The sequence below is a fragment of the Bradyrhizobium sp. 187 genome, assembly GCF_023101005.1.
GTDB lineage: Bacteria > Pseudomonadota > Alphaproteobacteria > Rhizobiales > Xanthobacteraceae > Bradyrhizobium > Bradyrhizobium canariense_D.
Map to the genome: position 1 here is coordinate 136,009 of NZ_CP064693.1, position 20,398 is coordinate 156,406.

Genomic DNA, 20,398 nt, shown 5'->3' on the forward strand with positions numbered 1-20,398 from the left:
GTTACCGGTATGCTCGGGGAGCCGCGGTTCTCTGAACGACCACGATCCCGGCTTTTCCCGTTGCGGTGGTGAAAGACAATGCTACCCTCACGCTCGATATTGATCCGGGCAAGCATTTGATGCGCATTTTTTTCCTAGCAGTCCTTCTCGTTACGTCATTTCCATTCGCCACGCCGGCGCTTGCGCAGCAGGTTCGGGTTGCGCTCGTCATCGGTAACGGCGCCTATGAGAAGGTAGCCGAGTTGCCGAACCCGACGCGCGATGCGGCCGACATCGGCCGCGCGCTGGAGCGGCTCGACTTCAAAGTCACCCAGGTCAAGAACGCGACTGCGCAAGAGATGAGGAAGTCTGTCGTCGAGTTCGGCCGCTCTGCGGAGGGAGCAGACCTTGCGGTCGTTTTCTATGCCGGACACGGCATGGAGGTCAGCGGCGAGAACTGGCTGATTCCGGTCGGCGCAGAGCTGCGCAGCGATACCGACATCGAAAGCGAGGCCATCAGCCTGCGCTCGGTGAGCCTTCAGGTTTCGAAGGCACGAAAGTTGGGCCTTGTGATACTGGACGCATGCCGCAACAATCCTTTTGCCGCAAAGATGAGACGCTCGCTGAGCACCCGGGCCGTGGCTCGCGGACTCGCTCCGACGGAGCCATCCGATAACGTTCTGATTGCGTACGCCGCCCGGGACGGTACTACGGCAAGCGACGGGGATGGCCGGAACAGCCCATTCACGGCATCGCTCCTTCGCCACATTGAAACGCCGGGGCTGGAGATATCGTTTCTGTTTCGTCGTGTTCGTGACGACGTGATGGCGGCCACCAGACGCGAGCAGCAGCCTTTCGTATACGGCTCTTTGTCGAAGGAAGAGATTTACCTGAGAGCTCCGGTGGCGAGCGCTCAAGCGCCAGTCGCGTCGGCTCCCGCGCCTGCAGATGCCGCGGAGGACGAGAAGTTTTGGCTGGCTATCCAGACGTCCACGGTGGCAGGCCTCTACGAGGAGTTTCTGACCAGGTACCCCCGCAGCAGCCACGCCGCAGAAGCGCGCCAGCGGGTGAAGAATTTCAAGGCCAACGAAGTTGCGGTGCTCTCATCCCCAGCTGCCCCTCCGAAACCGGACGCAAAAACCGTCGTCCGAAATCTATTTGCGCCCGAAGATAACCAGAAAGTTGCAGCCATCGCGGCAGCTCAGCAACTCAAACTGCCAAGCTACGCTATATCGCCTGATCAGAATGATCCGCTCAATGCTAACTCCAGATTTGTCGGCGTGTGGTCCAACAAACGTGGATGGACGAATGGCAAAGGACGGTATGCCATGCTGATCGTTACGGAAGTCTCTGCCACCGGGTTAGCCAAGGGACACTACCTCTGGGGACCGCCGACAAAGGCATCGTGGGTGAAGGATGAGGCGGGGTACCGGTCGTTTGCCGAATACATTGTGAACGACAAATTTTCCATCAGCGGAACACCCGTCACCGTCAGGATGGACAAGAACGTCCTTACGCTGTCGTCCGTCAACAAGGAAAATCCAACTGAGAAGGCGAACATAGAGCTCCGCCCTGTCTGGAAGCTCGTGCCAGCGCCGGAGGATGCTTCAAGCAAGCGCGAGAAAACCTCGCAGCCTCGTGCCGCCAAAAAGGAAAGCGCGGCCGAACCGAGCCCGTCAGGCAATGTCAGTGGGACGAGCATGGAAGAGCGCTATCGTGCTTGCAGAAAACTCGTCAAAGGATTTGCCCGGCGCGAGGCTTGTGCCCGTACGGGCGTGATCTAGCACCGGCGGGACATCCTGCCGCTAAACTAATCCTTTGATAAGGGCAACGCCTTAGCGATGCGCGTGATCCGCACGGTCGAGCGACTCCAGTGTCGAGGCATTGGCGCAGAAGCCGTGATAGTTCTCCGCGGCGGTGCCGTCGGCCAGCTCGCGATCGCACTGGCCCTTGTGGCTGCAAAGCGCGCACACCCGCTCCATGTCGCGCAGCAGCAGCGGATGCGCGCGGCCGAGCCCTTCGGCACTGATGCCGAGCTGCTCCAGCATCTTCGGCAGCTCGTCGGCGGCGTGCTTGCCGTGACGGACCAGATCTTCCAGATCGTCAGGCGCGATCCGCAGGTCTTGCGCGATCCGGTCGAAATCGGCGCGGTCGAGCTGCCGGATCTCGTTCAGCTCGCGGCGATGCTTCAGCCAGCTTGCAAAGGACTCGATGAGGTCCTGGACAATGGGATAAGGCCTGGTTGCGGTGCTCATGCGAAGCTCCATTCGAACGACGGAATTGGAGCGAGATTAGGCACAATGGTGCAGGTGCGCGTTGCGCTGGATCAAATACAGCTCTCGTGTCCCGGACGCGCTGCAGCGTGAAGCGCTGCTCGCAGAGCCGGAGCCATCTCGCCGCATCGCTGGGCCCCGGCTCAGCAACGCACCGCTTCGCGCTGCGCTGCGTCCGGGCGCGAGAGCGCCGCACAGCGGAGAAAATTATGCGAACCGCTCCGCCGCCCACGCATACAGGCTGCCCGGGATCGGCTTCTCACCGCCGCGGCCCTTGGGCGAGATATGCAGGCCGATGATGTCGCGGTCGGTGACGAGGCCGAGATAGCTCGAGGGATCGAAGAACAGTTTTGGCTCGGCATGCACGGCGTAGAACGATTGCTTCGGCAAGGCGCAGTGCAGCTCGCCGGTGCGGCGCGCGAGCGCGGTGAGTGCCGCCGGCCCGAAGATCGCGACGCGGATGTCGGAGAGGCGGTTCGAGCCGCCGCGCAGGCGGCGCATCGCAAACGTGACGCGATGGCGCAGCGACAGCCAGTTCGGCGTCAGCTCCTCCTGCTCCATCAGCTCTTCGAAAGCGGCAACGATGCCGTGTTCAGGTGGAAGGTAAATCACGGAGTTGCCGAGCTGGCGCGGCCGCTCCCACGCGAAATAGGGCTTTGCCGGATCGATCTCGACGGGCCTGAGCAGCAGCACGTCGGCGTCGAGCCAGAGGCCGAGGTCCTTCGCCATCAGCTTCATGCGGAAGAAGTCGCTGAACTGAAGCGTGGTCCAGTCGCGCCAGCTGCCGTCCGGCTGCGGCGGTCGCAATCGTTCGGAGAACGCATGTGGCAGGATAGCTTCGGCATCGGCATTCTCGACGCCTGCGGGCAGGCCGGGAATGGTGTCAAAACTGTAGACCGTGACCTTGTGGCCGGCAGCCAGCTGCGAGCGCAGACAGGTCTGGCGCAAGGCGTCCATCGGGCCGTGCCAGAAGGTGACGATGTCGGGCAGCATGCGCGGAGCTTAGAGCATGATCCGGAAAAGTGTGCAGCGGTTTTCCGACAAGATCATGCTCGAAAGATACGGGATAATCAGAACAAAGAAAAAGCTCCGGCGCTTGTAGCACCGGGGCTTGAACAAAAACTTGAGATCAGGCCCAGGCGCGTTCGCGCTTTAGCTTGTCCTCATAGGTGTCGATCGAGGCCTTCTTCTCCATCGTCAGGCCGATGTCGTCGAGGCCGTTGATCAGGCAGTGCTTGCGGAACGGGTCGATCTCGAACTTGACCTTGCCGCCGTCGGGACCGCGGATCTCCTGGTTCGGCAGGTCGATCGTCAGCGTCGCGTTGGCGCCGCGCTCGGCGTCGTCGAACAGCTTGTCGAGGTCTTCCTGGGCCACGCGGATCGGCAGAATGCCGTTCTTGAAGCAGTTGTTGTAGAAGATGTCGCCGAACGAGGTCGAGATCACGCAGCGGATGCCGAAGTCGAGCAGCGCCCAGGGCGCGTGCTCGCGGCTCGAGCCGCAGCCGAAATTGTCGCCGGCGACCAGCACCTTCGCGTTGCGATAGGCGGGCTGGTTGAGGACGAAATCGGGGTTCTCGCTGCCGTCGTCCTTGTAGCGCTGCTCGGAGAAGAGCCCCTTGCCAAGGCCGGTGCGCTTGATGGTCTTGAGGTACTGCTTCGGAATGATCATGTCGGTGTCGACATTGATGATCTTCAGCGGCGCCGCGACGCCTTCCAGCGTGGTGAACTTGTCCATGGTTGCGCTTTCCCGGGATGGTCTAGGGAACCGGTATTTATCGCGATCGGGGCGGAAATCCTAGGCCGAATTCGGCAGATCTCGTCTGCCTAACCGGGCTCTCTGCTCAACCCGGCTCTTGAGCCTCGATCGCGGACATATCGTCGTCCGACAGGCCGAAATGATGGCCAATCTCGTGGATCAGGACGTGGCGAACGATATGGCCGAGGCTTTCGTCGTGCTCGGCCCAGTAATCCAGGATCGGCCGGCGGTAGAGCCAGACCATGTTGGGCAGCCGCGCCACGTCGGCAAAACTCTGCTGCGGCAGGCCGACGCCCTGGAACAGGCCGAGCAGGTCGAACTCGCTCTCGCATGCCATCTCGTCCAGGACTTCCTCGGTGGGGAAGTCGTCGACGCGGATGATCACGCCCTCGCACAGCCTACGAAACTCCGCCGGCAGGCGTTCGAACACTTCATGCGCCATCGCTTCCATCTCGGCCAGCGAGGGCGCTTTCAATTCCGTCCACATGGGCTTCTCATAGCGTGGGTTTCGCGGCGATGCATCCGGCTTTATAAGCGCGGCGAGGTTGACGAGCGCCGTCAAAACGGGGAGCTTAGGCCTCGAAGTGGACGTTCAGGTGGGCAGAAAAATGCGAGCGAAAACAGCGCTGACGCTACTGTGCATGGGGTTGTTTTCGCAGTTTTGCGTTGGCGCGGAGGCCCAGACCGCGGCTCCCGGGATCAGGCTGGCCCAAGCGGCCTCGCGAGACGATCTGCCGCCGCCGCGCAAGCGGACCCCGGCGCGCCTGCGCGTCACGCCCTATTACAGTCCGGATGGCGTCTATCCCCGCTACAATCCCGGTCCCGATGCGGTCCGCGAGTGCAACGCCACCTATGTGCAGGAATATCGCCCGAGCGGCACGGTGATCGTGCCGCATATGAGCTGCTACTGGCGCCGGGGCTGATACGAGCGCGATGCCGTCGCGCGCCGATGAAGCGCCATGTTGCAGGCAGAGGCCGTCATGATGAGATGGATCGCGTTGGCCGTCGCTGCCGGACTTGCCGCAGGCCTGCCTCACGCTTTTGCAGCGCATAGGGTGACGAAGCTGCCGGATGCCTCGGCAGGGCGCGCGGCGTTCGACGGAGGGCGACATGTGCGGCCCGACATCATGCATTACGCTCCGCGTCCTGATCCGCATTATTACGCGCGGCCGGTCTTCTACCGCCCCTATCCCTATGCCGTGCCGGCGCCATTCGTGTTCGGCTATGGACCGTGGCGGTGATGCACTAGCCTGCAGGCGCTTCCGCGGAATGCCGTTCATTCATGATGGGTTCACGTCGCTGTCCGTAATTTAATCTCGGGAGCGACCGCCAATGAACACGGATGACGCGAGCCGGGAGCGAGCGTCGCAACTCCGCTGTCCAGATTCAGGGAGAAGTCGATGCTGAGGATATTGGGTCTCAAGGCAAGCCGGATGCGCTTGCTCGGAATTGCGGCCGCCGCGACGCTGATGTTGTCGGCCGGCACGACGCGCCGCGCTGAAGCGATGACACCAGTCAATCCGACCGCGTTGCCTGCGGCGAAGGCCGCAAGTGACGACATGATCCAGGTTCGCCACGGCGGCGGCGGTGGTGGTGGACATGGCGGCGGCTTTCATGGCGGCGGCGGTTTCCACGGTGGAGGCGGCTTCCACGGTGGCGGAGGACATATCGGTGGCTTCCGCGGCGGTGGTTTCCACGCTGGTGGCTTCCGGGCCGCACCCGCCTTTCATGGCGGCGGCTATCGTTACGGCGGAGTTCGCCACTATGGCGGAGGCGGATTCCATCGCTACGGCATCTATCGTCCCGCCTATTACGGCCATCGCCATTTCCACCGGCGCTACTATGGCGGCTACTATCCCTATTACAGCCATCCGCGCCGCTGCCGGGTCATCTGGACCTATTACGGCCCGCGCCGCGTCTGCCGCTGGCATCGCTGGCACCATCCGTATCGCTATTGGTAAGCACGACCGAAATGAAAAGGGCGCCTCGACGGCGCCCTTGTTCATCCGGTGGCCTAAAGCCAATCCTTCAGTTTCCACGTCGCCGACGTCCAGCGCGTGAGGTTCTCCAGCTTCCATTGCTTGAACATCGCCGGCGGCCAGCGGCTGAGCTTCGAGGCCTCCTCGACCTCGGGCTTGGCGACCATGCGCAGCGGTGCCGCGCGCCGCCGGTGCTGGGGCGTCGCCGCGCTGATCAGATCGACATATTCAGGCTTGCTGGCCATGAGCTGGTGTCCTCGCGAAACGCTCGCGAGGACACAGTGTCGGCGCTGCCGATTAACGGCGGTTTGCCGCAATCACTCAAATTGCAGGGAGCAGCTTACCGCCACTCCCTGATGTCGACGAAGTGACCCGCGATCGCAGCGGCTGCGGCCATCGCCGGCGACACCAGATGGGTGCGGCCCTTGAAGCCCTGGCGGCCCTCGAAGTTGCGGTTCGAGGTCGAGGCGCAGCGCTCTTCCGGAGCCAGCTTGTCGGGGTTCATCGCGAGGCACATCGAGCAACCGGGCTCGCGCCATTCGAAGCCGGCCTTGATGAAGATCTTGTCCAGACCTTCAGCCTCGGCCTGCTCCTTCACGAGGCCGGAGCCCGGCACGACCATGGCGTTGACGCCGCCTGCGACCTGCTTGCCTTCCGCGATCTTGGCGGCGGCGCGCAGATCCTCGATCCGGCCGTTGGTGCAGGAGCCGATGAAGATGCGGTCGAGCTTGATGTCGGTGATCTTCGTCCCCGCGGTCAGGCCCATGTATTTCAGCGCGCGGTGCTTCGACAGGCGCTTGGCCTCGTCCGCGATCTTGTCGGGATCGGGCACGCTGCCGGTGACCGAGATCACGTCTTCAGGGCTCGTGCCCCAGGTCACGATCGGCGGCAGCTTCGCGGCATCGAGCCGCAGCTCGTGGTCGAAATGCGCGCCCTCGTCCGAGCGCAGCTTCTCCCAGTAACGCATCGCCGCGTCCCAGTCGGCGCCCTTCGGTGCCTTCGGGCGGCCGCGCAGGAAGTCGAACGCCTTCTGGTCCGGCGCGACCAGTCCGGCGCGTGCACCGCCTTCGATCGACATGTTGCAGACCGTCATGCGGCCTTCCATGCTGAGCGCACGGATCGCGTCGCCGGCGTATTCGAGCACGTAGCCGGTACCGCCCGCGGTGCCGATCTCGCCGATGATGGCGAGGATGATGTCCTTGCCCGTCACGCCATCCGGCAATTTGCCGTCGACAGTGACGCGCATGTTCTTCGCCTTCTTCTGGATCAGCGTCTGCGTCGCCAGCACATGTTCGACTTCCGACGTGCCGATGCCGTGCGCGAGCGCGCCGAACGCACCATGCGTCGAGGTGTGGCTGTCACCGCAGACGATGGTGGTGCCGGGCAGCGTAAAGCCCTGCTCGGGGCCGATGACATGGACGACGCCCTGACGCTTGTCGAACTCGTCGTAATATTCGATGCCGAATTCCCGGGCGTTGTCGGCCAGTGCCTTGATCTGCTCGATGCTTTCAGGGTCGGGGTTCGGCTTGGTGCGGTCGGTGGTCGGCACGTTGTGGTCGACGACGGCCAGCGTCTTCTCCGGCGCGCGCACCTTGCGTCCGGTGGCGCGCAAGCCTTCGAACGCCTGCGGTGAAGTGACCTCGTGCACCAGATGGCGATCGATATAGAGCAGGCAGGTGCCGTCCTCGGCTTCGTGCACCAGATGGTCGTTCCAGATCTTGTCGTACAATGTGGTCGGCTTGGACATGAGCGTCAGCTCCAGGAATGTTGTGTAGAGCGGGTTGCGCGGATAGCGCGCGGGCAACAAAATCGTCAGCGCAGCTTTTAGGCTGCGCGCGTAAGCTCTGACGTTGCCGAGGTCGCGAAGCGTCCGAAGAACCGGCCAGGCAGCCGCGAGCGATCGTCGATGACGACGCGCTTGACGGGCGAGAGGCTGGTCAAATCTGGAAACATTCCAAGAATATATAGCAGGCCGAACCGGAATCGCGAGGGCTTTGACGCGCACGGCTGACGCAACAAAAAAGCGCGGGGTTGGCCCCGCGCTTTTGGAAACTCGCCTGTAAGCGGAGCTTACTCGTTGACGGCAGCCGGACGGTCCTGCTTCTTCTCGACGATGCGGGCCGACTTGCCGCGAAGGTTGCGGAGATAATAGAGCTTGGCGCGACGCACCTTGCCGCGGCGCACCACCTTGATCGAGTCGATCATCGGCGACATCACCGGGAACACGCGCTCCACGCCTTCGCCGTACGAAATCTTGCGCACCGTGAAGCTCTCGTTGAGACCGCCGCCGGAACGGCCGATGCAAACGCCTTCATAGGCCTGCACGCGGGTGCGGTCGCCTTCGACGACCTTCACGTTGACGATCACGGTATCGCCGGGGCCGAATTCCGGAATCTCCTTGTTGGCGGAGAGCTTGTCGAATTGCTCTTTTTCGAGCTGTTGGATCAGGTTCATGGGTAAATCTCCATCGGCGCGCCCAGCCTTGGAAAACGGGGGCTGCGCGAAATTCGTTTATCCAGCCATTGCGGATGTGGCCGCTGCTATAAGGCAAGCCGGAGCGTTTGTCACCCGTCTGTCTTGTTTTTTGGCGTTTTTTGGCGTCCGCCCCGATTCGGGACTTTGCTCGGGATCCGGGCCCACAAATCCGGTCGCCGGGCCGCGGTCAGGGCCTCGGATTCCTCCCGCCGCCAGCTGGCGACCTTGGCATGGTCACCGGAGGTCAGGATCTCCGGAATCGGGGTTCCCTCGAACCGCTGCGGCCGGGTGTATTGGGGGTATTCGAGCAGGCCGTCCGAGAAGCTTTCCTCGGTTCCCGAGGCCTCCTTGCCCATCACGCCCGGAAGCAGCCGAACACAGGCGTCGATCAGGGCCAAGGCCGCGATTTCGCCGCCGGAGAGGACGTAATCCCCAATCGAGACCTCCTCCAGGCCCCGCCCGTCGATCACGCGCTGGTCCACCCCCTCGAACCGCCCGCAGACGATCAGAGGACCCGGGCCCTTGGCGAGTTCGAGAACCCGGGCCTGGGTCAATGGCCGACCCCTCGGGCTCATCAGCAGTTTCGGCCGGTCCGGCCCGATCCCGGCGGCATCGATCGCGGCCGCCAGAACATCGGCCCGAAGCACCATGCCCGGTCCGCCGCCGGCCGGGGTGTCATCGACACTGCGGTGGCGGTCGGTGGCCGAGGCCCGGATGTCCCGCGCCTCCAGCTCCCAGAGCCCGCCAGCCAGCGCCCGGCCGGCCAGGCTCACGCCCAGCGGCCCCGGAAACATCTCCGGAAACAGCGTCAGCACCGTCGCGCGCCAGGGTGAGGGGTTGGTCATCGGATCTCAGTTATTGTCGTCCCGGACAAGCGGAGCGCAGATCCGGGACCCAGAACCACCGCACTTCGTTTGGCGACGGCTGGCGCGATCAGCTTAGCTAAAAATTCTGGCACTGTGGTTATGGGTCTCGGCCTTCGCCGGGACGACCCGGGGAGGGATCCTCGCCCGCGATCTCCTGCGGCAGCGCGATCACGACGCGGCCGCCGGCGATGTCGACCTCCGGCACCACCGCATCGGTGAACGGCAGCAGCATCGTGGTGCCTGTGGGCGGCGCAATCTCGATGATGTCACCGGCGCCGAAATTGTGGATCGCGAGCACGCGGCCGAGCGCATCGCCGGCCATGGTGACGGCGGCGAGCCCGATCAGATCGGTGTGGTAATATTCGCCCTCGTCCGTCGCGGGCAGCTTTTCGCGCGCGACGTAGAGCTCGATGCCGTTGAGGCGCTCGGCCTCATCGCGAGTCGTGACGCCCTTGAACGTTGCAACCAGATGATCCTTGGCCGCGCGCGCCGTTGCGACCTCGAACTGGCGCTTGCCGTCCTTGGACGAAAGCAGACCGTAGCTCCGCACGGCAAACGGATCTTCCGTGAAGGTCCACAGTTTGACCGCGCCGCGCACACCATGCGCGGCGCCGATCCGCGCGACGCAGACCAGCGCCGGCATGATCTGGCCTTAACCCTTCGCGGCGGCTTCGGCCTGCGCCTTGCGCTCCTTGCGCGGCACGGCCTTCTCGGGGTTGTTGCGCACTTCGCGCTTCTTGACGCCGGCGGCGTCGAGGAAGCGCGATACACGGTCCGACGGCTGCGCGCCCTTGGCGAGCCAGGCCTTCACCTTGTCCATGTCGAGCTTCAGCCGGGTCTCGTTGTCCTTCGGCAGCAGCGGGTTGAAATAGCCGAGACGCTCGATGAAGCGGCCATCGCGCGGAAAGCGCGAATCGGCGACGACGACGTGATAGACGGGACGCTTCTTGGTGCCAGCGCGGGCGAGACGGATAACGACGGACATCTAAGTTCTCCTTCAAAGTACGTTTTGTTCGGTTGATTGGTATTCCGCGTTGCGCGAGACCGCTGCGATCTCCCGCGACGAATTCCTCATTTCTTCTTGCCAGGGAAACCGCCGAGACCCGGCAGCATCGGCTTGCCGCTCAGCCCGGTCAGGCCCGGAACGTTCGGCAGACCCTGGCGCAGCCCGGCAGGTAGATCCTTCGGCAGGCTGGGCAGACCCTGTCCGCCGCCACCCTGCATCTTCTCCTGCAGCGCCTTCATCTCTTCCGGCGAAGGCGGCTTCATGCCGCCGCCAAAGCCCATCGCCTGCGCTATGCCCGCGAGCGGACCGCGCTTGCCGGAGCCCATGGCCTTCATCATATCGGCCATGTTCCGGTGCATCTTGAGCAGCTTGTTGACCTGCTCGACGCTCTGGCCGGAACCTGCGGCGATGCGCTTCTTGCGGCTGGCCTTGAGCAAATCGGGATGACGGCGCTCGTCGCGCGTCATCGAATCAATCACCGCGACCTGGCGCTTCAAAATCTTGTCGTCGATGCCGGCGGCCGCGATCTGGTTCTTCATCTTGGCGATGCCGGGCATCATGCCCATCAGGCCGCTGATGCCGCCCATATTGGCCATCTGCAACAGCTGCTCGCGCATGTCGTTGAGGTCGAACTGACCCTTGCGCATGCGCTCGGCGGTGCGCGCGGCCTTTTCGGCATCGATGTTGGCGGCAGCGCGTTCGACCAGCGAGACCACGTCGCCCATGCCGAGGATGCGGCCGGCGATACGATCAGGATGGAAATCCTCCAGCGCATCGGTCTTTTCGCCGGTGCCGAGCAGCTTGATCGGCTTGCCGGTGACCGCGCGCATCGACAGCGCGGCGCCGCCGCGGCCGTCGCCGTCCACGCGCGTCAGCACGATACCGGTGAGGCCGACGCGCTCGTCGAAGGCGCGAGCGAGATTGACGGCGTCCTGGCCGGTGAGGCTGTCCGCCACCAGCAGCACTTCATGCGGATTGGCGGCGGCTTTGATCGCTGCCGCTTCCGCCATCATCTCTTCGTCGAGCGTGGTACGGCCGGCAGTGTCGAGCAGCACGACGTCGTAGCCGCCGAGCTTGCCGGCCTCGAGCGCGCGCTTCGCGATCTGCGCCGGCTGCTGGCCGGCGACGATCGGCAGCGTCGGAATGTCGAGATCGCGGCCCAGGACGGCCAGCTGCTCCATCGCCGCGGGACGGTAGATGTCGAGCGACGCCATCAGCACCTTGCGCTTGTCGCGCTGGACCATGCGACGGGCGAGCTTTGCGGTGGTGGTGGTCTTGCCGGAGCCTTGCAGACCGACCATCATGATCGGCACCGGCGGCACGGAATTGATGTCGATGGTCTGGCTTTCGGCGCCGAGCGTGTTGATCAGCTCGTCATGGACGATCTTGACCACCATCTGGCCTGGCGTCACCGACTTGACGACGGTGGCGCCGATCGCCTGCTCGCGGACCCGCTCGGTGAAGCTGCGCACCACCTCTAACGCGACGTCGGCTTCCAGCAGTGCGCGGCGCACTTCGCGCATCGCGGCGTCGACGTCCTTTTCGGTCAGCGCACCGCGCCCCGTCAGACGATCGAGAATGCCGCCAAGCCGTTCCGACAGATTGTCGAACAATGCCGTTGTCCTTTTTTCACCTCTCCCCGCAAGCGCGGGGCGAGGGAGCAGAAATCCAAACACCTTCACGCCCGAGGGCGCATCGCGCTGTCGGGCGTTGGCCTCTGGCCTCTGGGACCAGTCGGCGGGTCGAAAAGAAAGCCTTTCCGAGAAGTGCCGGGGTTAAACGCCGCTGACGCCCGAAAGTCAAGGAAAGTTAGGGTGGCCGGGGCTGCTTTGGAAGGCAAAGCCTTGAAAAGATGAACTTTCCGGCGGCGGGTTCCTTTTCCGCAGACCCCGCCCATATAGCGGTGATGTCCTCCCCCTCCGACCATCTTTGAAGCCAGTTCCGTGCCGATCACCCGCCGCCGCCTTTTCGGACTGCTCGCCGGTGCCGGCGCATTGGTCGGCGTGCCCTCCCTTTGGATGTCCCGCATGAAAACCTATGACGGCCCGGTCTCCGACCATTTCGACGGCCTGAACTTCTTCGATCCGGACGGCGTGCCGCCGAAATCGCTTCGTGAGGTCCTGCGCTGGCAATTCGGCGGCAAGCGGCAGCGCGCGACTTGGCCGGATTGGGCGCCGAGCCCCCCTGCCGACGCCCCGCCCGACCGCGTCCACGGCGACAAGGTGCGGCTCTCTTTCGTCGGCCACGCCAGCTGGCTGATCCAGACCGGCGGCCTCAATATTCTCGTCGATCCCGTCTGGTCGACGCGGGTCTCGCCCGTCAGCTTCGCCGGGCCGAAACGGCACAACGATCCCGGCATTGCGTTCGACAAGCTGCCGAAGATCGATGTCGTGCTGGTCTCGCACGGCCATTACGATCATCTCGACATGGCGACGCTGTCGCGGCTCGCCAAGAATTTTGCGCCGCGTGTGGTGACCCCGCTCGGCAATGACGTCACGATGCGCAGCACCGATGCGACGATCAAGGTGGAAGCGTTCGACTGGCATGATCGCGTCGAGCTCGGCGGCGGTATCGCCGTGACCCTGGTGCCGACCCGGCACTGGTCGGCGCGCGGCATGTTCGATCGCAACAAGGCGCTGTGGGCGAGTTTCGTGCTGGAGACGCCTGCGGGGAAAATCTACGTCGTCTGCGATTCCGGCTACGGCGATGGCGGGCATTTCCGCCGCGTCGCCGAGAGGCACGGGCCGCTCCGCCTGGCGATCCTCCCGATCGGCGCCTATGAGCCGCGCTGGTTCATGCACGACCAGCACATGAACCCGGAAGACGCGGTGAAGGCGCTCGCGGATTGCGGCGCGCAAGCCGCACTCGGGCATCACCACGGCACGTTTCAGCTGACCGATGAAGCAATCGATGCGCCGGCGAAAGCGCTGGTCGAGGCGCTCGATGCCGCGAAGGTTCCGCAGGAAAGATTTGTGGCGATGAAGCCGGGGCAGGTGGTGGAGATCTAGCTTCGCCGTCGCTTCGAACCCGCTGTCGTCCCGGCCTAGTGCGCAATTGCGGCCGGGACGACAATGGAGTCTGTAGCGGCAGCTGCCCCTACTGCTCTTTCGCCTTGATCGCCCAGCTCACATTCACCGTCACCGCTAGCGTTTCCTCGCCCGGCGCGACCGCGGCCTGCGGTACGGCCATGGGAGCTGCGGCCATGCGTCCCTTGAACAGCGGCATCGGGGCGCCGCCTTCGGAGACGCTGAGCGGTGCACCCAGCGTGACGCCGGTCGCCTTGGCGTAGATCTCCGCTTTGCGGCGGGCGTCTGCGACAGCTTTCTCGCGGGCATCGTCGAGCAGTTTCGAGGCCTGCGTAACCTCGAAGGAGATGTTGCCGATATCATTGGCGCCGGCGCCGACCAGCGTGTCGATGATGGCGGCGACCTTGGTCACGTCGCGGATCTTCACGGTGACGCGGTTTGAGGCGCGGAAGCCGACCACGGGCGAGGCGCCGGTGGATTTGTTCTGGCCGTATTGCGGCTGCAGCGACAGCCGCGAGGTCTGGTAGTCCTTCTCGTCAATGCCTGCGCCCTTCAGCGCCAGCAGCACCTTGCCCATCGCGGCGTTGTTGGCGTCGGAGGCTTCCTTCGCAGACTTGGCGTCGTTGGCGACGCCGGCGTCGATCTGCGCCAGATCAGGCGCGGCGGAGATCGTGGCTTCGCCGCTCACCGAAATCGCGGACGGAAAATCGTCGGCGAGCGCAGGCGTTGCCAGCATCGTGGCGGCAAAGGACGCAACAAGGGAGGTCAAAAGGATGGCAGGCTTTTTCATCGGTTTCACTTCAGCGGCACGAAAACATTGATCACGAGCTTGTCCTCCGCCGTCTTCAGGGGATCGGTGAGGTATTCCTCGATGAAGGTGTCCTTGGCTTCCAGCTTCTTGTCGTCGAGATGATTGGTGATCGCCTCATAGGTGTTGTCCATGTTGTCGTAGGAGCCGCGATGAACGAATTTCAGCGCCTTGCCCTCCGGCGATTTGCCGACGCTCATGTCCTTGGGCAGGTTCTTCGGGTCCTGCTCGACCGGGATCTCGGCTAGGAAGGTGAAGCCGGTGTCGTCGGTCGAGGTGTAGACGATCATCGAATTGCCGGCGTGCTTGATGCCCTGCTTGTCCAGCAGCGTGTTCAGCGCCTTGAAGGCGTCAATCAGCGTGTCGAAGGCCGAGTCCCAATTGGCAGTGCCCTTGACCATCAAAACCTTCTTGGACTCGAGCGTGGTCTCCTGGCCGAAAGGATCGGCCGTCTGCACGGGAGCCGGCGTCGCGGCGGCAGCCGGGGGCGGAGTGGCCGGGCTGGGTGACGCACTGGCGGCTGGCGAGGGCGAGGTTGCAGGGGACGTTGCAGGGCTTGGCGTGGCGCTGGCCGCCGGCGAGGGCGTGGCGACGGGGGCAGCGCTCGCGGCCGGGGCGGGCGAAGCCGACGGGGCCGGCGAGGGGCTCGCTGATGCGGCCGGTGCCGGGCTCGGCGTTTGGGCCAGCGTGGCGGACAGACTAAACGACAAGGCCGCTGCCGGGATCAGCGCGGCCAAAACGAGACGACGAAACCTGAACATTTTTATTCTCCCCAATAGCTTATCCGCCAAGGCCTTACGTCCCCGAAGCCTTAGCCCGGCCGCATGTCCCGGATCGCGCGAATTGCGCCGTTCTAACACGCGAGCGCCGAATTCGTCCCATGACAGATGCGTCATGGCAGCGTCCTGGCTCTTGTCGGCAAATCACTGGCCAAGAGGGCCAAGGATCGCCATATAAGGCAGGCGAAATTCGGGAATTTTCATGAGCGCGCTGGCCAACCACGCATTTGCCAAGATGAACGGCATCGGCAACGAGATCGTCGTTGTCGACATGCGCGATTCCACCTCAAAGGTCACCCCGGACGATGCCCGCGCGGTGGCATCGCCGCGAGGCGGCGTGCCCTACGACCAACTCATGGTGCTGCAGAAGCCGCGCTTCGACGGCACCGAAGCGTTCATCAGCATCTACAACAGAGACGGCTCCGAGGCCGGCGCCTGCGGCAACGGCATGCGCTGCGTCGTGCGGCGCATCTTCGAAAAGACCGGCCAGAGCACGGCAACGTTCGAGACGGCCGCGGGCCTGCTCAATGCCTGGCAGGGTCCGGCGCCGGATCTTTATACGGTGGACATGGGCGCGCCGAAGTTCGGCTGGCAGGACATTCCGCTCGACCAGGAATTTCGTGACACCCGCTACATCGAATTGCAGATCGGCCCGATCGACAATCCGATCCTGCATTCGCCCTCGGTGGTCAGCATGGGCAATCCGCATGCGATCTTCTGGGTCGATGACGTCAACGCCTACGACCTCGAGCGTTTCGGTCCGCTGCTGGAGAACCATCCGATCTTCCCGGAGCGCGCCAACATCACGCTAGCCCATATCGTCGATCCCCAGCACATCACGATCCGCACCTGGGAGCGCGGCGCCGGCCTAACCAGGGCCTGCGGCTCGGCCGCATGTGCCACGGCGGTCGCGGCGGCGCGGCTGAAGCGCGCCGAGCGCAATGTCGAGATCACGCTGCCCGGCGGCAAGCTCGGGATCGAATGGCGCGAGCGCGACGATCACGTGCTGATGACGGGCACGGCGAGCTTCGAATATGAAGGCCGTTTCGATCCGGCGCTGTTCGCGCCGGTCGGGTGATGAGCGTCGACATCGTCACCTTCGGATGCCGCCTCAATGCTTTCGAGGCCGAGGTGATCCGCCGCGAGGCCGAGGGCGCGGGCCTTTCAGATGCCATCGTCATCAACAGCTGCGCCGTCACCAACGAAGCGGTGGCGCAGGCGAGGCAGTCGATCCGCAAATTGAAGCGCGAGCGGCCGGGAGCGCGCATCGTCGTCACCGGTTGCGCGGCGCAGACGCAAAGCGGCATGTTCGCCGAGATGGCCGAGGTCGATCGCGTCGTCGGCAATGACGACAAGATGCGGTCGTCTGCGTGGCGCGAGGCGCGTACGGCGTTCGATCTCGGTACGAGCGAAAAAATCGCCGTCAGCGACATCATGGCGGTGAAGGAGATGGCGCCGCATCTCATCGACGGCTTTGCGAGCGGGCTGCCCCGCGTGTTCGTGCAGGTGCAGAACGGCTGCGACCATCGCTGCACCTTTTGCATCATTCCGTTCGGGCGCGGCAATTCGCGCTCGGTGCCGATGGGCGCCGTGGTCGATCAGGTCCGGGCATTGGCCGAGCGCGGCCATGCCGAGATCGTGCTGACGGGCGTCGACCTCACCAGCTACGGCACTGACCTGCCGGGCACGCCCAAGCTCGGCATGCTGACGAAGCAGATTTTGCGGCATGTGCCGGAGCTGAGGCGCCTGCGCATCTCCTCTATCGATTCGATCGAGGCGGACAGCGATCTGTTGGATGCAATTGCTGAGGATTCGCGGCTGATGCCGCATCTGCACCTGTCGCTGCAGTCCGGCGACGACATGATCTTGAAGCGCATGAAGCGGCGGCATACGCGCGGCGACGCCATCGCGTTCTGCGACCAGGTCCGCCGGCTGCGCCCGGATATCGCGCTGGGGGCCGACATCATCGCGGGCTTTCCGACCGAGACCGAGGAGATGTTCTCGCGCTCGCTCGATCTGGTCGAGCAATGCGGCCTGACGTTCCTCCACGTCTTCCCCTATTCGCCGCGTCCCGGCACGCCGGCCGCGCGGATGCCACAGGTGGCGGGCGGTGCAATCAAGGAGCGTGCGAAGCGGCTGCGCTCGGCCGGTGAGACCGCGCTCCTGCAGCGGCTGCAAGCCGAGATAGGCGCCACGCGTGAGGTGCTGATCGAGAGCGACGGTCAGGGACGGACGGAGCATTATCTGCCGGTGGCGATTGCGGGCGAGCGTGTGGGGAGTGTGGTGTCGCTGCGGATTGCCGGTCGCGATGGCGCGCGGCTGACGGTGTGATGCTTCCTTCCCTTCTCCCCTTGTGGGAGAAGGTGGCGCGAAGCGCCGGATGAGGGGTTGCTTCCGCGTACTCAACTCAATGTGGACTCGCGGAGAGAGACCCCTCACCCGTCTCGCCGCTGCGCGGCGAGCCACCCTCTCCCACAAGGGGAGAGGGAAAAACTACAACGCCCGCACCTGCCAGAAGCGCAGCGTCCGCCGCGCATTCTCCGGGGTCATGCGCGCGTAATGGCTTTGAGCCCTTGCGATATCGGCCGGCTTCATCGCGCCGCTCGCAAAGCGGCTTTCGAGCACGGCGGCGGTGGTTTCCCAGCTGAGCTGCGCTGCCTTGCACGGCACCAGCAGGCCGTCCTCGCGCAGGCTTTGCATCAGCGGGCGGATGACTTCGACAGTCGATCCCGACAATGCCGCCAATGCGGCCACCGCTTCTTCATAATGGCGCTGTGTTGCGAAGCCGAGCAGCGTCGCTTCGCTGAGCTGGCCGGTCGCCCTGAGACCTGCGACGGCGCGCTTGGCGCCTTCGAAATCGCGGACACCCGACATCTCGCGCTCGACACCGACGGTGACTGCGGCGATCGCGCTCTGGATCTCCTCGAACAGATGCGGCGGCGCGCGCGACAACAGGCGGGTCCGCACGGCCTCGCTCGCCGAGCGCAGCAATTGACGGCGCAGGTCTGACGGCAAATCGACGCGGACGCCGACGCTGACAGCGAGCTCGGGATCGGCCTCCGCCTGTCCGACGATGACGGCAAATCCGCTTCCGGAGACGCGCGCGCCGGGATTGGCGGCGAGCCGCCGGCTGACGCTGGGATAACGTCGCGCCAGCAATGCATCGGTGACGATCTCCTTCAGCCACCAGCGTCCGGCGACCGCGAGCAGATGCGGCTCGCCCTTGGATGATGCGATCTGCACCAGCGCGCCGTCGTCGAGGCGCGCGGATTCCTGCAGCACGGGACCAGCGATGCGGATTTCGTCATTGTTGGCGAGGCGGCGAATGACCGATGGCGGCGCCTGCGCGATCGGCGCGAGCTGCGCGCTGATCTCGGCGAGCGCTACGCGCGCGCCCATGTCGGCGATGGCGCGGAGCTCGATGGTGCCGATCAGGCGATCGAGCACGTCGTCAAACAGTGCGATCTGCTCGTCGTCGAAACTGCCGGCGGAGGACAGGAACAGGTCGGTGACGCGGCGGGCTGTTGCCAGGCCCTTTTCCGCCGAGCCAGTCCGAAGCGCGGACTCGACCTCGTCGATGATCGATAACTCGGCCGTGGACATGACGCGCAGCTCGTCCTGAGCAGATTGACGGAAGCTTGTTCTAAGCAACCGCTATCATTAGAGACGAGCACTGAACGTTTCGTAAACTATAGGGGGCGCTGCGCGGCCTCCTCACCATGAGGGGCGAGCAGTCGGGCTACTCCCCGTTCCACCCGCAGGCGCGGAGCCGCTCGTGCATGTGGGGCGGGGCAGGCGCCACCACGCGGACCGGCTCCTTGTTGCGGGAGATCGGTACCACGATCTCGCGGGAATGCAGGTGCAGCTTCGGCTCGCCGAAGCGCGGGCCGTTGCCGTAAATGTTGTCGCCGAAGATCGGCCAGCCGGTCGCCGACGAATGCACCCGCAATTGATGGGTCCGCCCGGTCACCGGTTCCATGGCGAGCCAGGTCAGGCCATCGCCCCGGCCCATCACCTTCCAGTTGGTGATGGCCTTCTGGCCCTCGGGATCGGGCTTCTGCCACCAGCCTCGCTCGGCGTTCAGCCGTCCGAGCGGCATGTCGATGGTGCCTTCGTCCTCGGTGGGGCCGCTCTCGACGATGGTCCAGTAGGTCTTGCCGATCTTGCCATGCTTGAACAGCAGGCCGAGCGACGCCGTCGCCTTGCGATGGCGGCCGAGCACGAGGCAACCCGAGGTGTCCTTGTCCAGCCGGTGGGCCAGCACCGGCGGCCGCGGCAGGCCGAAACGAAGCGCCTCGAAGGAGGTTTCCAGATTGGCACCGCCCTTGGGTCCGCGATGCACCGGCAGGCCGGCCGGCTTGTCGATGACCAGCATCAATCCGTCGCGATGGAGCACGCGCGCCAGGATTTCGTCGGCCGTCAATTCGGGAACATCGAGCAATTGCAGGACTTTCGGTCAAGACTTTCGTTTGCGAGCCGGAACGGCTAACACACCGCCACCATGAACGATACCACCCCCGAGACCCCCAAGCTGAGCTGGTGGCGCCGCCTGTCCGACGGGCTGAAGCGCACCTCGTCCTCGCTCGGGACCGCGGTCGCCGACCTCGTCACCAAGCGCAAGCTCGACCGCGCCATGCTCGACGATATCGAGGACGTGCTGCTGCGCGCCGACCTCGGCACCTCGGTCGCGGTGCGGATCGCGGATGCGGTTGGCACGGGACGCTACGACAAGGCGATCTCGGCGGACGAGGTCAAGGACGTCGTCGCGACCGAGGTCGAGAAGGTGCTGGCGGCGGTGGCGAAGCCGCTCGAGATCGACGCCGGCAAGAAGCCGTTCGTCATCCTCGTGGTCGGCGTCAACGGCTCCGGCAAGACCACCACCATCGGAAAACTCTCGCAAAAATTCGCGTCCGAAGGCCGCAAGGTGATGCTGGCCGCCGGCGACACCTTTCGCGCGGCGGCGATCGAACAGCTCAAGGTCTGGGGCGAGCGCACCAGGACGCCCGTCATATCAGGCGCGCAAGGCTCGGATTCGGCGAGCCTCGCCTTCAACGCGCTGACGGCGGCGAAGGAGCAGGCCGTCGACCTGCTCCTGATCGACACCGCCGGGCGGCTTCAGAACAAGGCCGAGCTGATGAACGAGCTCGAAAAGGTCGTGCGCGTCATCCGCAAGGTGGACGCGACTGCACCGCATGCGGTGCTGCTTGTGCTGGACGCCACTGTCGGCCAGAACGCGCTGTCGCAGGTCGAGGCCTTCCATCGCACCGCAGGGGTCACCGGTCTCGTGATGACGAAGCTCGACGGCACCGCCCGCGGCGGCATTCTGGTGGCGCTCGCGGAGAAATTCAAACTGCCGGTGCATTTCATCGGCGTCGGCGAAGGCGTCGACGATCTCGCGCCGTTCACCGCGCGTGATTTCGCCCGCGCCATTGCCGGAATCGAAAGCTGAAG

At 64.5% G+C, this 20,398-nt stretch carries 23 protein-coding genes; 8 read left to right on the forward strand and 15 right to left on the reverse strand.

Annotated features, from left to right (window positions below; all coding sequences use genetic code 11):
• Positions 1 to 68: 68 nt before the first annotated feature.
• Complete coding sequence (locus tag IVB19_RS00665) at positions 69 to 1,763, forward strand: caspase family protein (protein WP_247295776.1); 1,695 nt, start codon at positions 69 to 71, stop codon at positions 1,761 to 1,763.
• A 51-nt stretch (positions 1,764 to 1,814) separates the two neighbouring features.
• On the opposite strand, the gene IVB19_RS00670 is transcribed toward IVB19_RS00665, so the two are convergent.
• From IVB19_RS00670 to IVB19_RS00685, 4 genes are all read right to left on the reverse strand, one after another.
• Positions 1,815 to 2,234: a hypothetical protein gene (locus IVB19_RS00670; RefSeq protein WP_026233876.1), complete on the reverse strand. Its 420-nt coding sequence runs from the start codon at positions 2,232 to 2,234 to the stop codon at positions 1,815 to 1,817.
• A 225-nt stretch (positions 2,235 to 2,459) separates the two neighbouring features.
• Positions 2,460 to 3,245 carry a glycosyltransferase family 32 protein gene (locus IVB19_RS00675; RefSeq protein ID WP_018459794.1) on the reverse strand — a complete coding sequence of 262 codons (786 nt, stop codon included), beginning with the start codon at positions 3,243 to 3,245 and terminating at the stop codon, positions 2,460 to 2,462.
• Between the two features lie 136 nt (positions 3,246 to 3,381).
• Entirely contained in the window at positions 3,382 to 3,987 is a 606-nt protein-coding gene (gene leuD, locus IVB19_RS00680) for a 3-isopropylmalate dehydratase small subunit (RefSeq protein WP_018459795.1), read from the reverse strand.
• A 106-nt stretch (positions 3,988 to 4,093) separates the two neighbouring features.
• Positions 4,094 to 4,495, reverse strand: coding sequence for a metallopeptidase family protein (locus IVB19_RS00685; protein ID WP_026233877.1), 402 nt, complete (start codon positions 4,493 to 4,495; stop codon positions 4,094 to 4,096).
• 154 nt (positions 4,496 to 4,649) lie between these two features.
• On the opposite strand from IVB19_RS00685, the gene IVB19_RS00690 reads away from it, so the two are divergent.
• The 3 genes from IVB19_RS00690 to IVB19_RS00700 all read left to right on the forward strand — a co-directional run bounded on the left by IVB19_RS00690 (position 4,650) and on the right by IVB19_RS00700 (position 5,969).
• Positions 4,650 to 4,931, forward strand: a complete 282-nt coding sequence (locus tag IVB19_RS00690) for a hypothetical protein (RefSeq protein ID WP_018459797.1) — start codon at positions 4,650 to 4,652, stop codon at positions 4,929 to 4,931.
• Positions 4,932 to 4,988: 57 nt separating this feature from the next.
• The gene (locus IVB19_RS00695; protein WP_026233878.1) at positions 4,989 to 5,249 is read left to right on the forward strand and encodes a hypothetical protein; all 261 of its coding nucleotides are present in this window, start codon (positions 4,989 to 4,991) and stop codon (positions 5,247 to 5,249) included.
• Positions 5,250 to 5,408: 159 nt separating this feature from the next.
• Positions 5,409 to 5,969 (forward strand): hypothetical protein, encoded by a 561-nt coding sequence (locus IVB19_RS00700; RefSeq protein WP_026233879.1) that lies wholly within the window; start codon positions 5,409 to 5,411, stop codon positions 5,967 to 5,969.
• Positions 5,970 to 6,022: 53 nt separating this feature from the next.
• Here the strand turns inward: IVB19_RS00700 and IVB19_RS00705 are convergent, their stop codons facing one another.
• The 7 genes from IVB19_RS00705 to ffh all read right to left on the reverse strand — a co-directional run bounded on the left by IVB19_RS00705 (position 6,023) and on the right by ffh (position 11,947).
• On the reverse strand, positions 6,023 to 6,232 hold the full coding sequence (locus IVB19_RS00705) for a hypothetical protein (protein WP_018459800.1): 210 nt from the start codon (positions 6,230 to 6,232) through the stop codon (positions 6,023 to 6,025).
• Positions 6,233 to 6,327: 95 nt separating this feature from the next.
• Positions 6,328 to 7,734 carry a 3-isopropylmalate dehydratase large subunit gene (leuC, locus tag IVB19_RS00710; protein ID WP_026233880.1) on the reverse strand — a complete coding sequence of 469 codons (1,407 nt, stop codon included), beginning with the start codon at positions 7,732 to 7,734 and terminating at the stop codon, positions 6,328 to 6,330.
• A 323-nt stretch (positions 7,735 to 8,057) separates the two neighbouring features.
• Positions 8,058 to 8,441: a 50S ribosomal protein L19 gene (rplS, locus tag IVB19_RS00715; RefSeq protein ID WP_018459803.1), complete on the reverse strand. Its 384-nt coding sequence runs from the start codon at positions 8,439 to 8,441 to the stop codon at positions 8,058 to 8,060.
• Between the two features lie 110 nt (positions 8,442 to 8,551).
• Entirely contained in the window at positions 8,552 to 9,307 is a 756-nt protein-coding gene (trmD, locus tag IVB19_RS00720) for a tRNA (guanosine(37)-N1)-methyltransferase TrmD (protein WP_018459804.1), read from the reverse strand.
• A gap of 118 nt (positions 9,308 to 9,425) precedes the next feature.
• Positions 9,426 to 9,971: a ribosome maturation factor RimM gene (gene rimM / locus IVB19_RS00725; protein WP_018459805.1), complete on the reverse strand. Its 546-nt coding sequence runs from the start codon at positions 9,969 to 9,971 to the stop codon at positions 9,426 to 9,428.
• A 9-nt stretch (positions 9,972 to 9,980) separates the two neighbouring features.
• A complete protein-coding gene (gene rpsP / locus IVB19_RS00730) occupies positions 9,981 to 10,313 on the reverse strand; it encodes a 30S ribosomal protein S16 (protein WP_007598827.1) in 333 nt (110 codons plus the stop codon).
• An 86-nt stretch (positions 10,314 to 10,399) separates the two neighbouring features.
• On the reverse strand, positions 10,400 to 11,947 hold the full coding sequence (gene ffh, locus IVB19_RS00735; protein ID WP_018459806.1) for a signal recognition particle protein: 1,548 nt from the start codon (positions 11,945 to 11,947) through the stop codon (positions 10,400 to 10,402).
• A gap of 330 nt (positions 11,948 to 12,277) precedes the next feature.
• Between ffh and IVB19_RS00740 the strand changes: the two genes are divergently transcribed.
• Complete coding sequence (locus tag IVB19_RS00740) at positions 12,278 to 13,342, forward strand: MBL fold metallo-hydrolase (protein ID WP_247820870.1); 1,065 nt, start codon at positions 12,278 to 12,280, stop codon at positions 13,340 to 13,342.
• Between the two features lie 88 nt (positions 13,343 to 13,430).
• Here the strand turns inward: IVB19_RS00740 and IVB19_RS00745 are convergent, their stop codons facing one another.
• Positions 13,431 to 14,150: an SIMPL domain-containing protein gene (locus IVB19_RS00745; protein WP_018459808.1), complete on the reverse strand. Its 720-nt coding sequence runs from the start codon at positions 14,148 to 14,150 to the stop codon at positions 13,431 to 13,433.
• Positions 14,151 to 14,155: 5 nt separating this feature from the next.
• A complete protein-coding gene (locus IVB19_RS00750) occupies positions 14,156 to 14,929 on the reverse strand; it encodes a GyrI-like domain-containing protein (RefSeq protein ID WP_026233881.1) in 774 nt (257 codons plus the stop codon).
• 220 nt (positions 14,930 to 15,149) lie between these two features.
• Between IVB19_RS00750 and dapF the strand changes: the two genes are divergently transcribed.
• Positions 15,150 to 16,025, forward strand: a complete 876-nt coding sequence (gene dapF, locus IVB19_RS00755; RefSeq protein WP_247475289.1) for a diaminopimelate epimerase — start codon at positions 15,150 to 15,152, stop codon at positions 16,023 to 16,025.
• Positions 16,025 to 17,278, forward strand: coding sequence for a tRNA (N(6)-L-threonylcarbamoyladenosine(37)-C(2))-methylthiotransferase MtaB (gene mtaB / locus IVB19_RS00760; protein ID WP_018459811.1), 1,254 nt, complete (start codon positions 16,025 to 16,027; stop codon positions 17,276 to 17,278). Before dapF ends, mtaB begins: the two co-directional genes overlap by 1 nt.
• Before the next feature lie 162 nt (positions 17,279 to 17,440).
• Here mtaB and IVB19_RS00765 read toward each other — a convergent pair whose 3' ends face one another.
• Together IVB19_RS00765 and IVB19_RS00770 are read right to left on the reverse strand one after the other, a co-directional pair.
• Positions 17,441 to 18,550: a DUF2336 domain-containing protein gene (locus IVB19_RS00765; RefSeq protein WP_247820872.1), complete on the reverse strand. Its 1,110-nt coding sequence runs from the start codon at positions 18,548 to 18,550 to the stop codon at positions 17,441 to 17,443.
• 136 nt (positions 18,551 to 18,686) lie between these two features.
• A complete protein-coding gene (locus IVB19_RS00770) occupies positions 18,687 to 19,388 on the reverse strand; it encodes an RluA family pseudouridine synthase (RefSeq protein ID WP_026233882.1) in 702 nt (233 codons plus the stop codon).
• 60 nt (positions 19,389 to 19,448) lie between these two features.
• Here IVB19_RS00770 and ftsY point away from each other — a divergent pair, with 60 nt between their 5' ends.
• Positions 19,449 to 20,396 (forward strand): signal recognition particle-docking protein FtsY, encoded by a 948-nt coding sequence (gene ftsY / locus IVB19_RS00775; protein ID WP_018459814.1) that lies wholly within the window; start codon positions 19,449 to 19,451, stop codon positions 20,394 to 20,396.
• Positions 20,397 to 20,398: the final 2 nt, after the last annotated feature.

Bases quoted from the DNA above. Each gene is read 5' to 3' on its own strand.
- IVB19_RS00670 (WP_026233876.1), bottom strand. From the start codon at position 2,234: ATGAGCACCGCAACCAGGCCTTATCCCATTGTCCAGGACCTCATCGAG.
- IVB19_RS00675 (WP_018459794.1), bottom strand. From the start codon at position 3,245: ATGCTGCCCGACATCGTCACCTTCTGGCACGGCCCGATGGACGCCTTG.
- leuD (WP_018459795.1), bottom strand. From the start codon at position 3,987: ATGGACAAGTTCACCACGCTGGAAGGCGTCGCGGCGCCGCTGAAGATC.
- IVB19_RS00685 (WP_026233877.1), bottom strand. From the start codon at position 4,495: ATGTGGACGGAATTGAAAGCGCCCTCGCTGGCCGAGATGGAAGCGATG.
- IVB19_RS00690 (WP_018459797.1), top strand. From the start codon at position 4,650: ATGGGGTTGTTTTCGCAGTTTTGCGTTGGCGCGGAGGCCCAGACCGCG.
- IVB19_RS00695 (WP_026233878.1), top strand. From the start codon at position 4,989: ATGATGAGATGGATCGCGTTGGCCGTCGCTGCCGGACTTGCCGCAGGC.
- IVB19_RS00700 (WP_026233879.1), top strand. From the start codon at position 5,409: ATGCTGAGGATATTGGGTCTCAAGGCAAGCCGGATGCGCTTGCTCGGA.
- IVB19_RS00705 (WP_018459800.1), bottom strand. From the start codon at position 6,232: ATGGCCAGCAAGCCTGAATATGTCGATCTGATCAGCGCGGCGACGCCC.
- leuC (WP_026233880.1), bottom strand. From the start codon at position 7,734: ATGTCCAAGCCGACCACATTGTACGACAAGATCTGGAACGACCATCTG.
- rplS (WP_018459803.1), bottom strand. From the start codon at position 8,441: ATGAACCTGATCCAACAGCTCGAAAAAGAGCAATTCGACAAGCTCTCC.
- trmD (WP_018459804.1), bottom strand. From the start codon at position 9,307: ATGACCAACCCCTCACCCTGGCGCGCGACGGTGCTGACGCTGTTTCCG.
- rimM (WP_018459805.1), bottom strand. From the start codon at position 9,971: ATGCCGGCGCTGGTCTGCGTCGCGCGGATCGGCGCCGCGCATGGTGTG.
- rpsP (WP_007598827.1), bottom strand. From the start codon at position 10,313: ATGTCCGTCGTTATCCGTCTCGCCCGCGCTGGCACCAAGAAGCGTCCC.
- IVB19_RS00745 (WP_018459808.1), bottom strand. From the start codon at position 14,150: ATGAAAAAGCCTGCCATCCTTTTGACCTCCCTTGTTGCGTCCTTTGCC.
- IVB19_RS00750 (WP_026233881.1), bottom strand. From the start codon at position 14,929: ATGTTCAGGTTTCGTCGTCTCGTTTTGGCCGCGCTGATCCCGGCAGCG.
- dapF (WP_247475289.1), top strand. From the start codon at position 15,150: ATGAGCGCGCTGGCCAACCACGCATTTGCCAAGATGAACGGCATCGGC.
- mtaB (WP_018459811.1), top strand. From the start codon at position 16,025: ATGAGCGTCGACATCGTCACCTTCGGATGCCGCCTCAATGCTTTCGAG.
- IVB19_RS00765 (WP_247820872.1), bottom strand. From the start codon at position 18,550: ATGTCCACGGCCGAGTTATCGATCATCGACGAGGTCGAGTCCGCGCTT.
- ftsY (WP_018459814.1), top strand. From the start codon at position 19,449: ATGAACGATACCACCCCCGAGACCCCCAAGCTGAGCTGGTGGCGCCGC.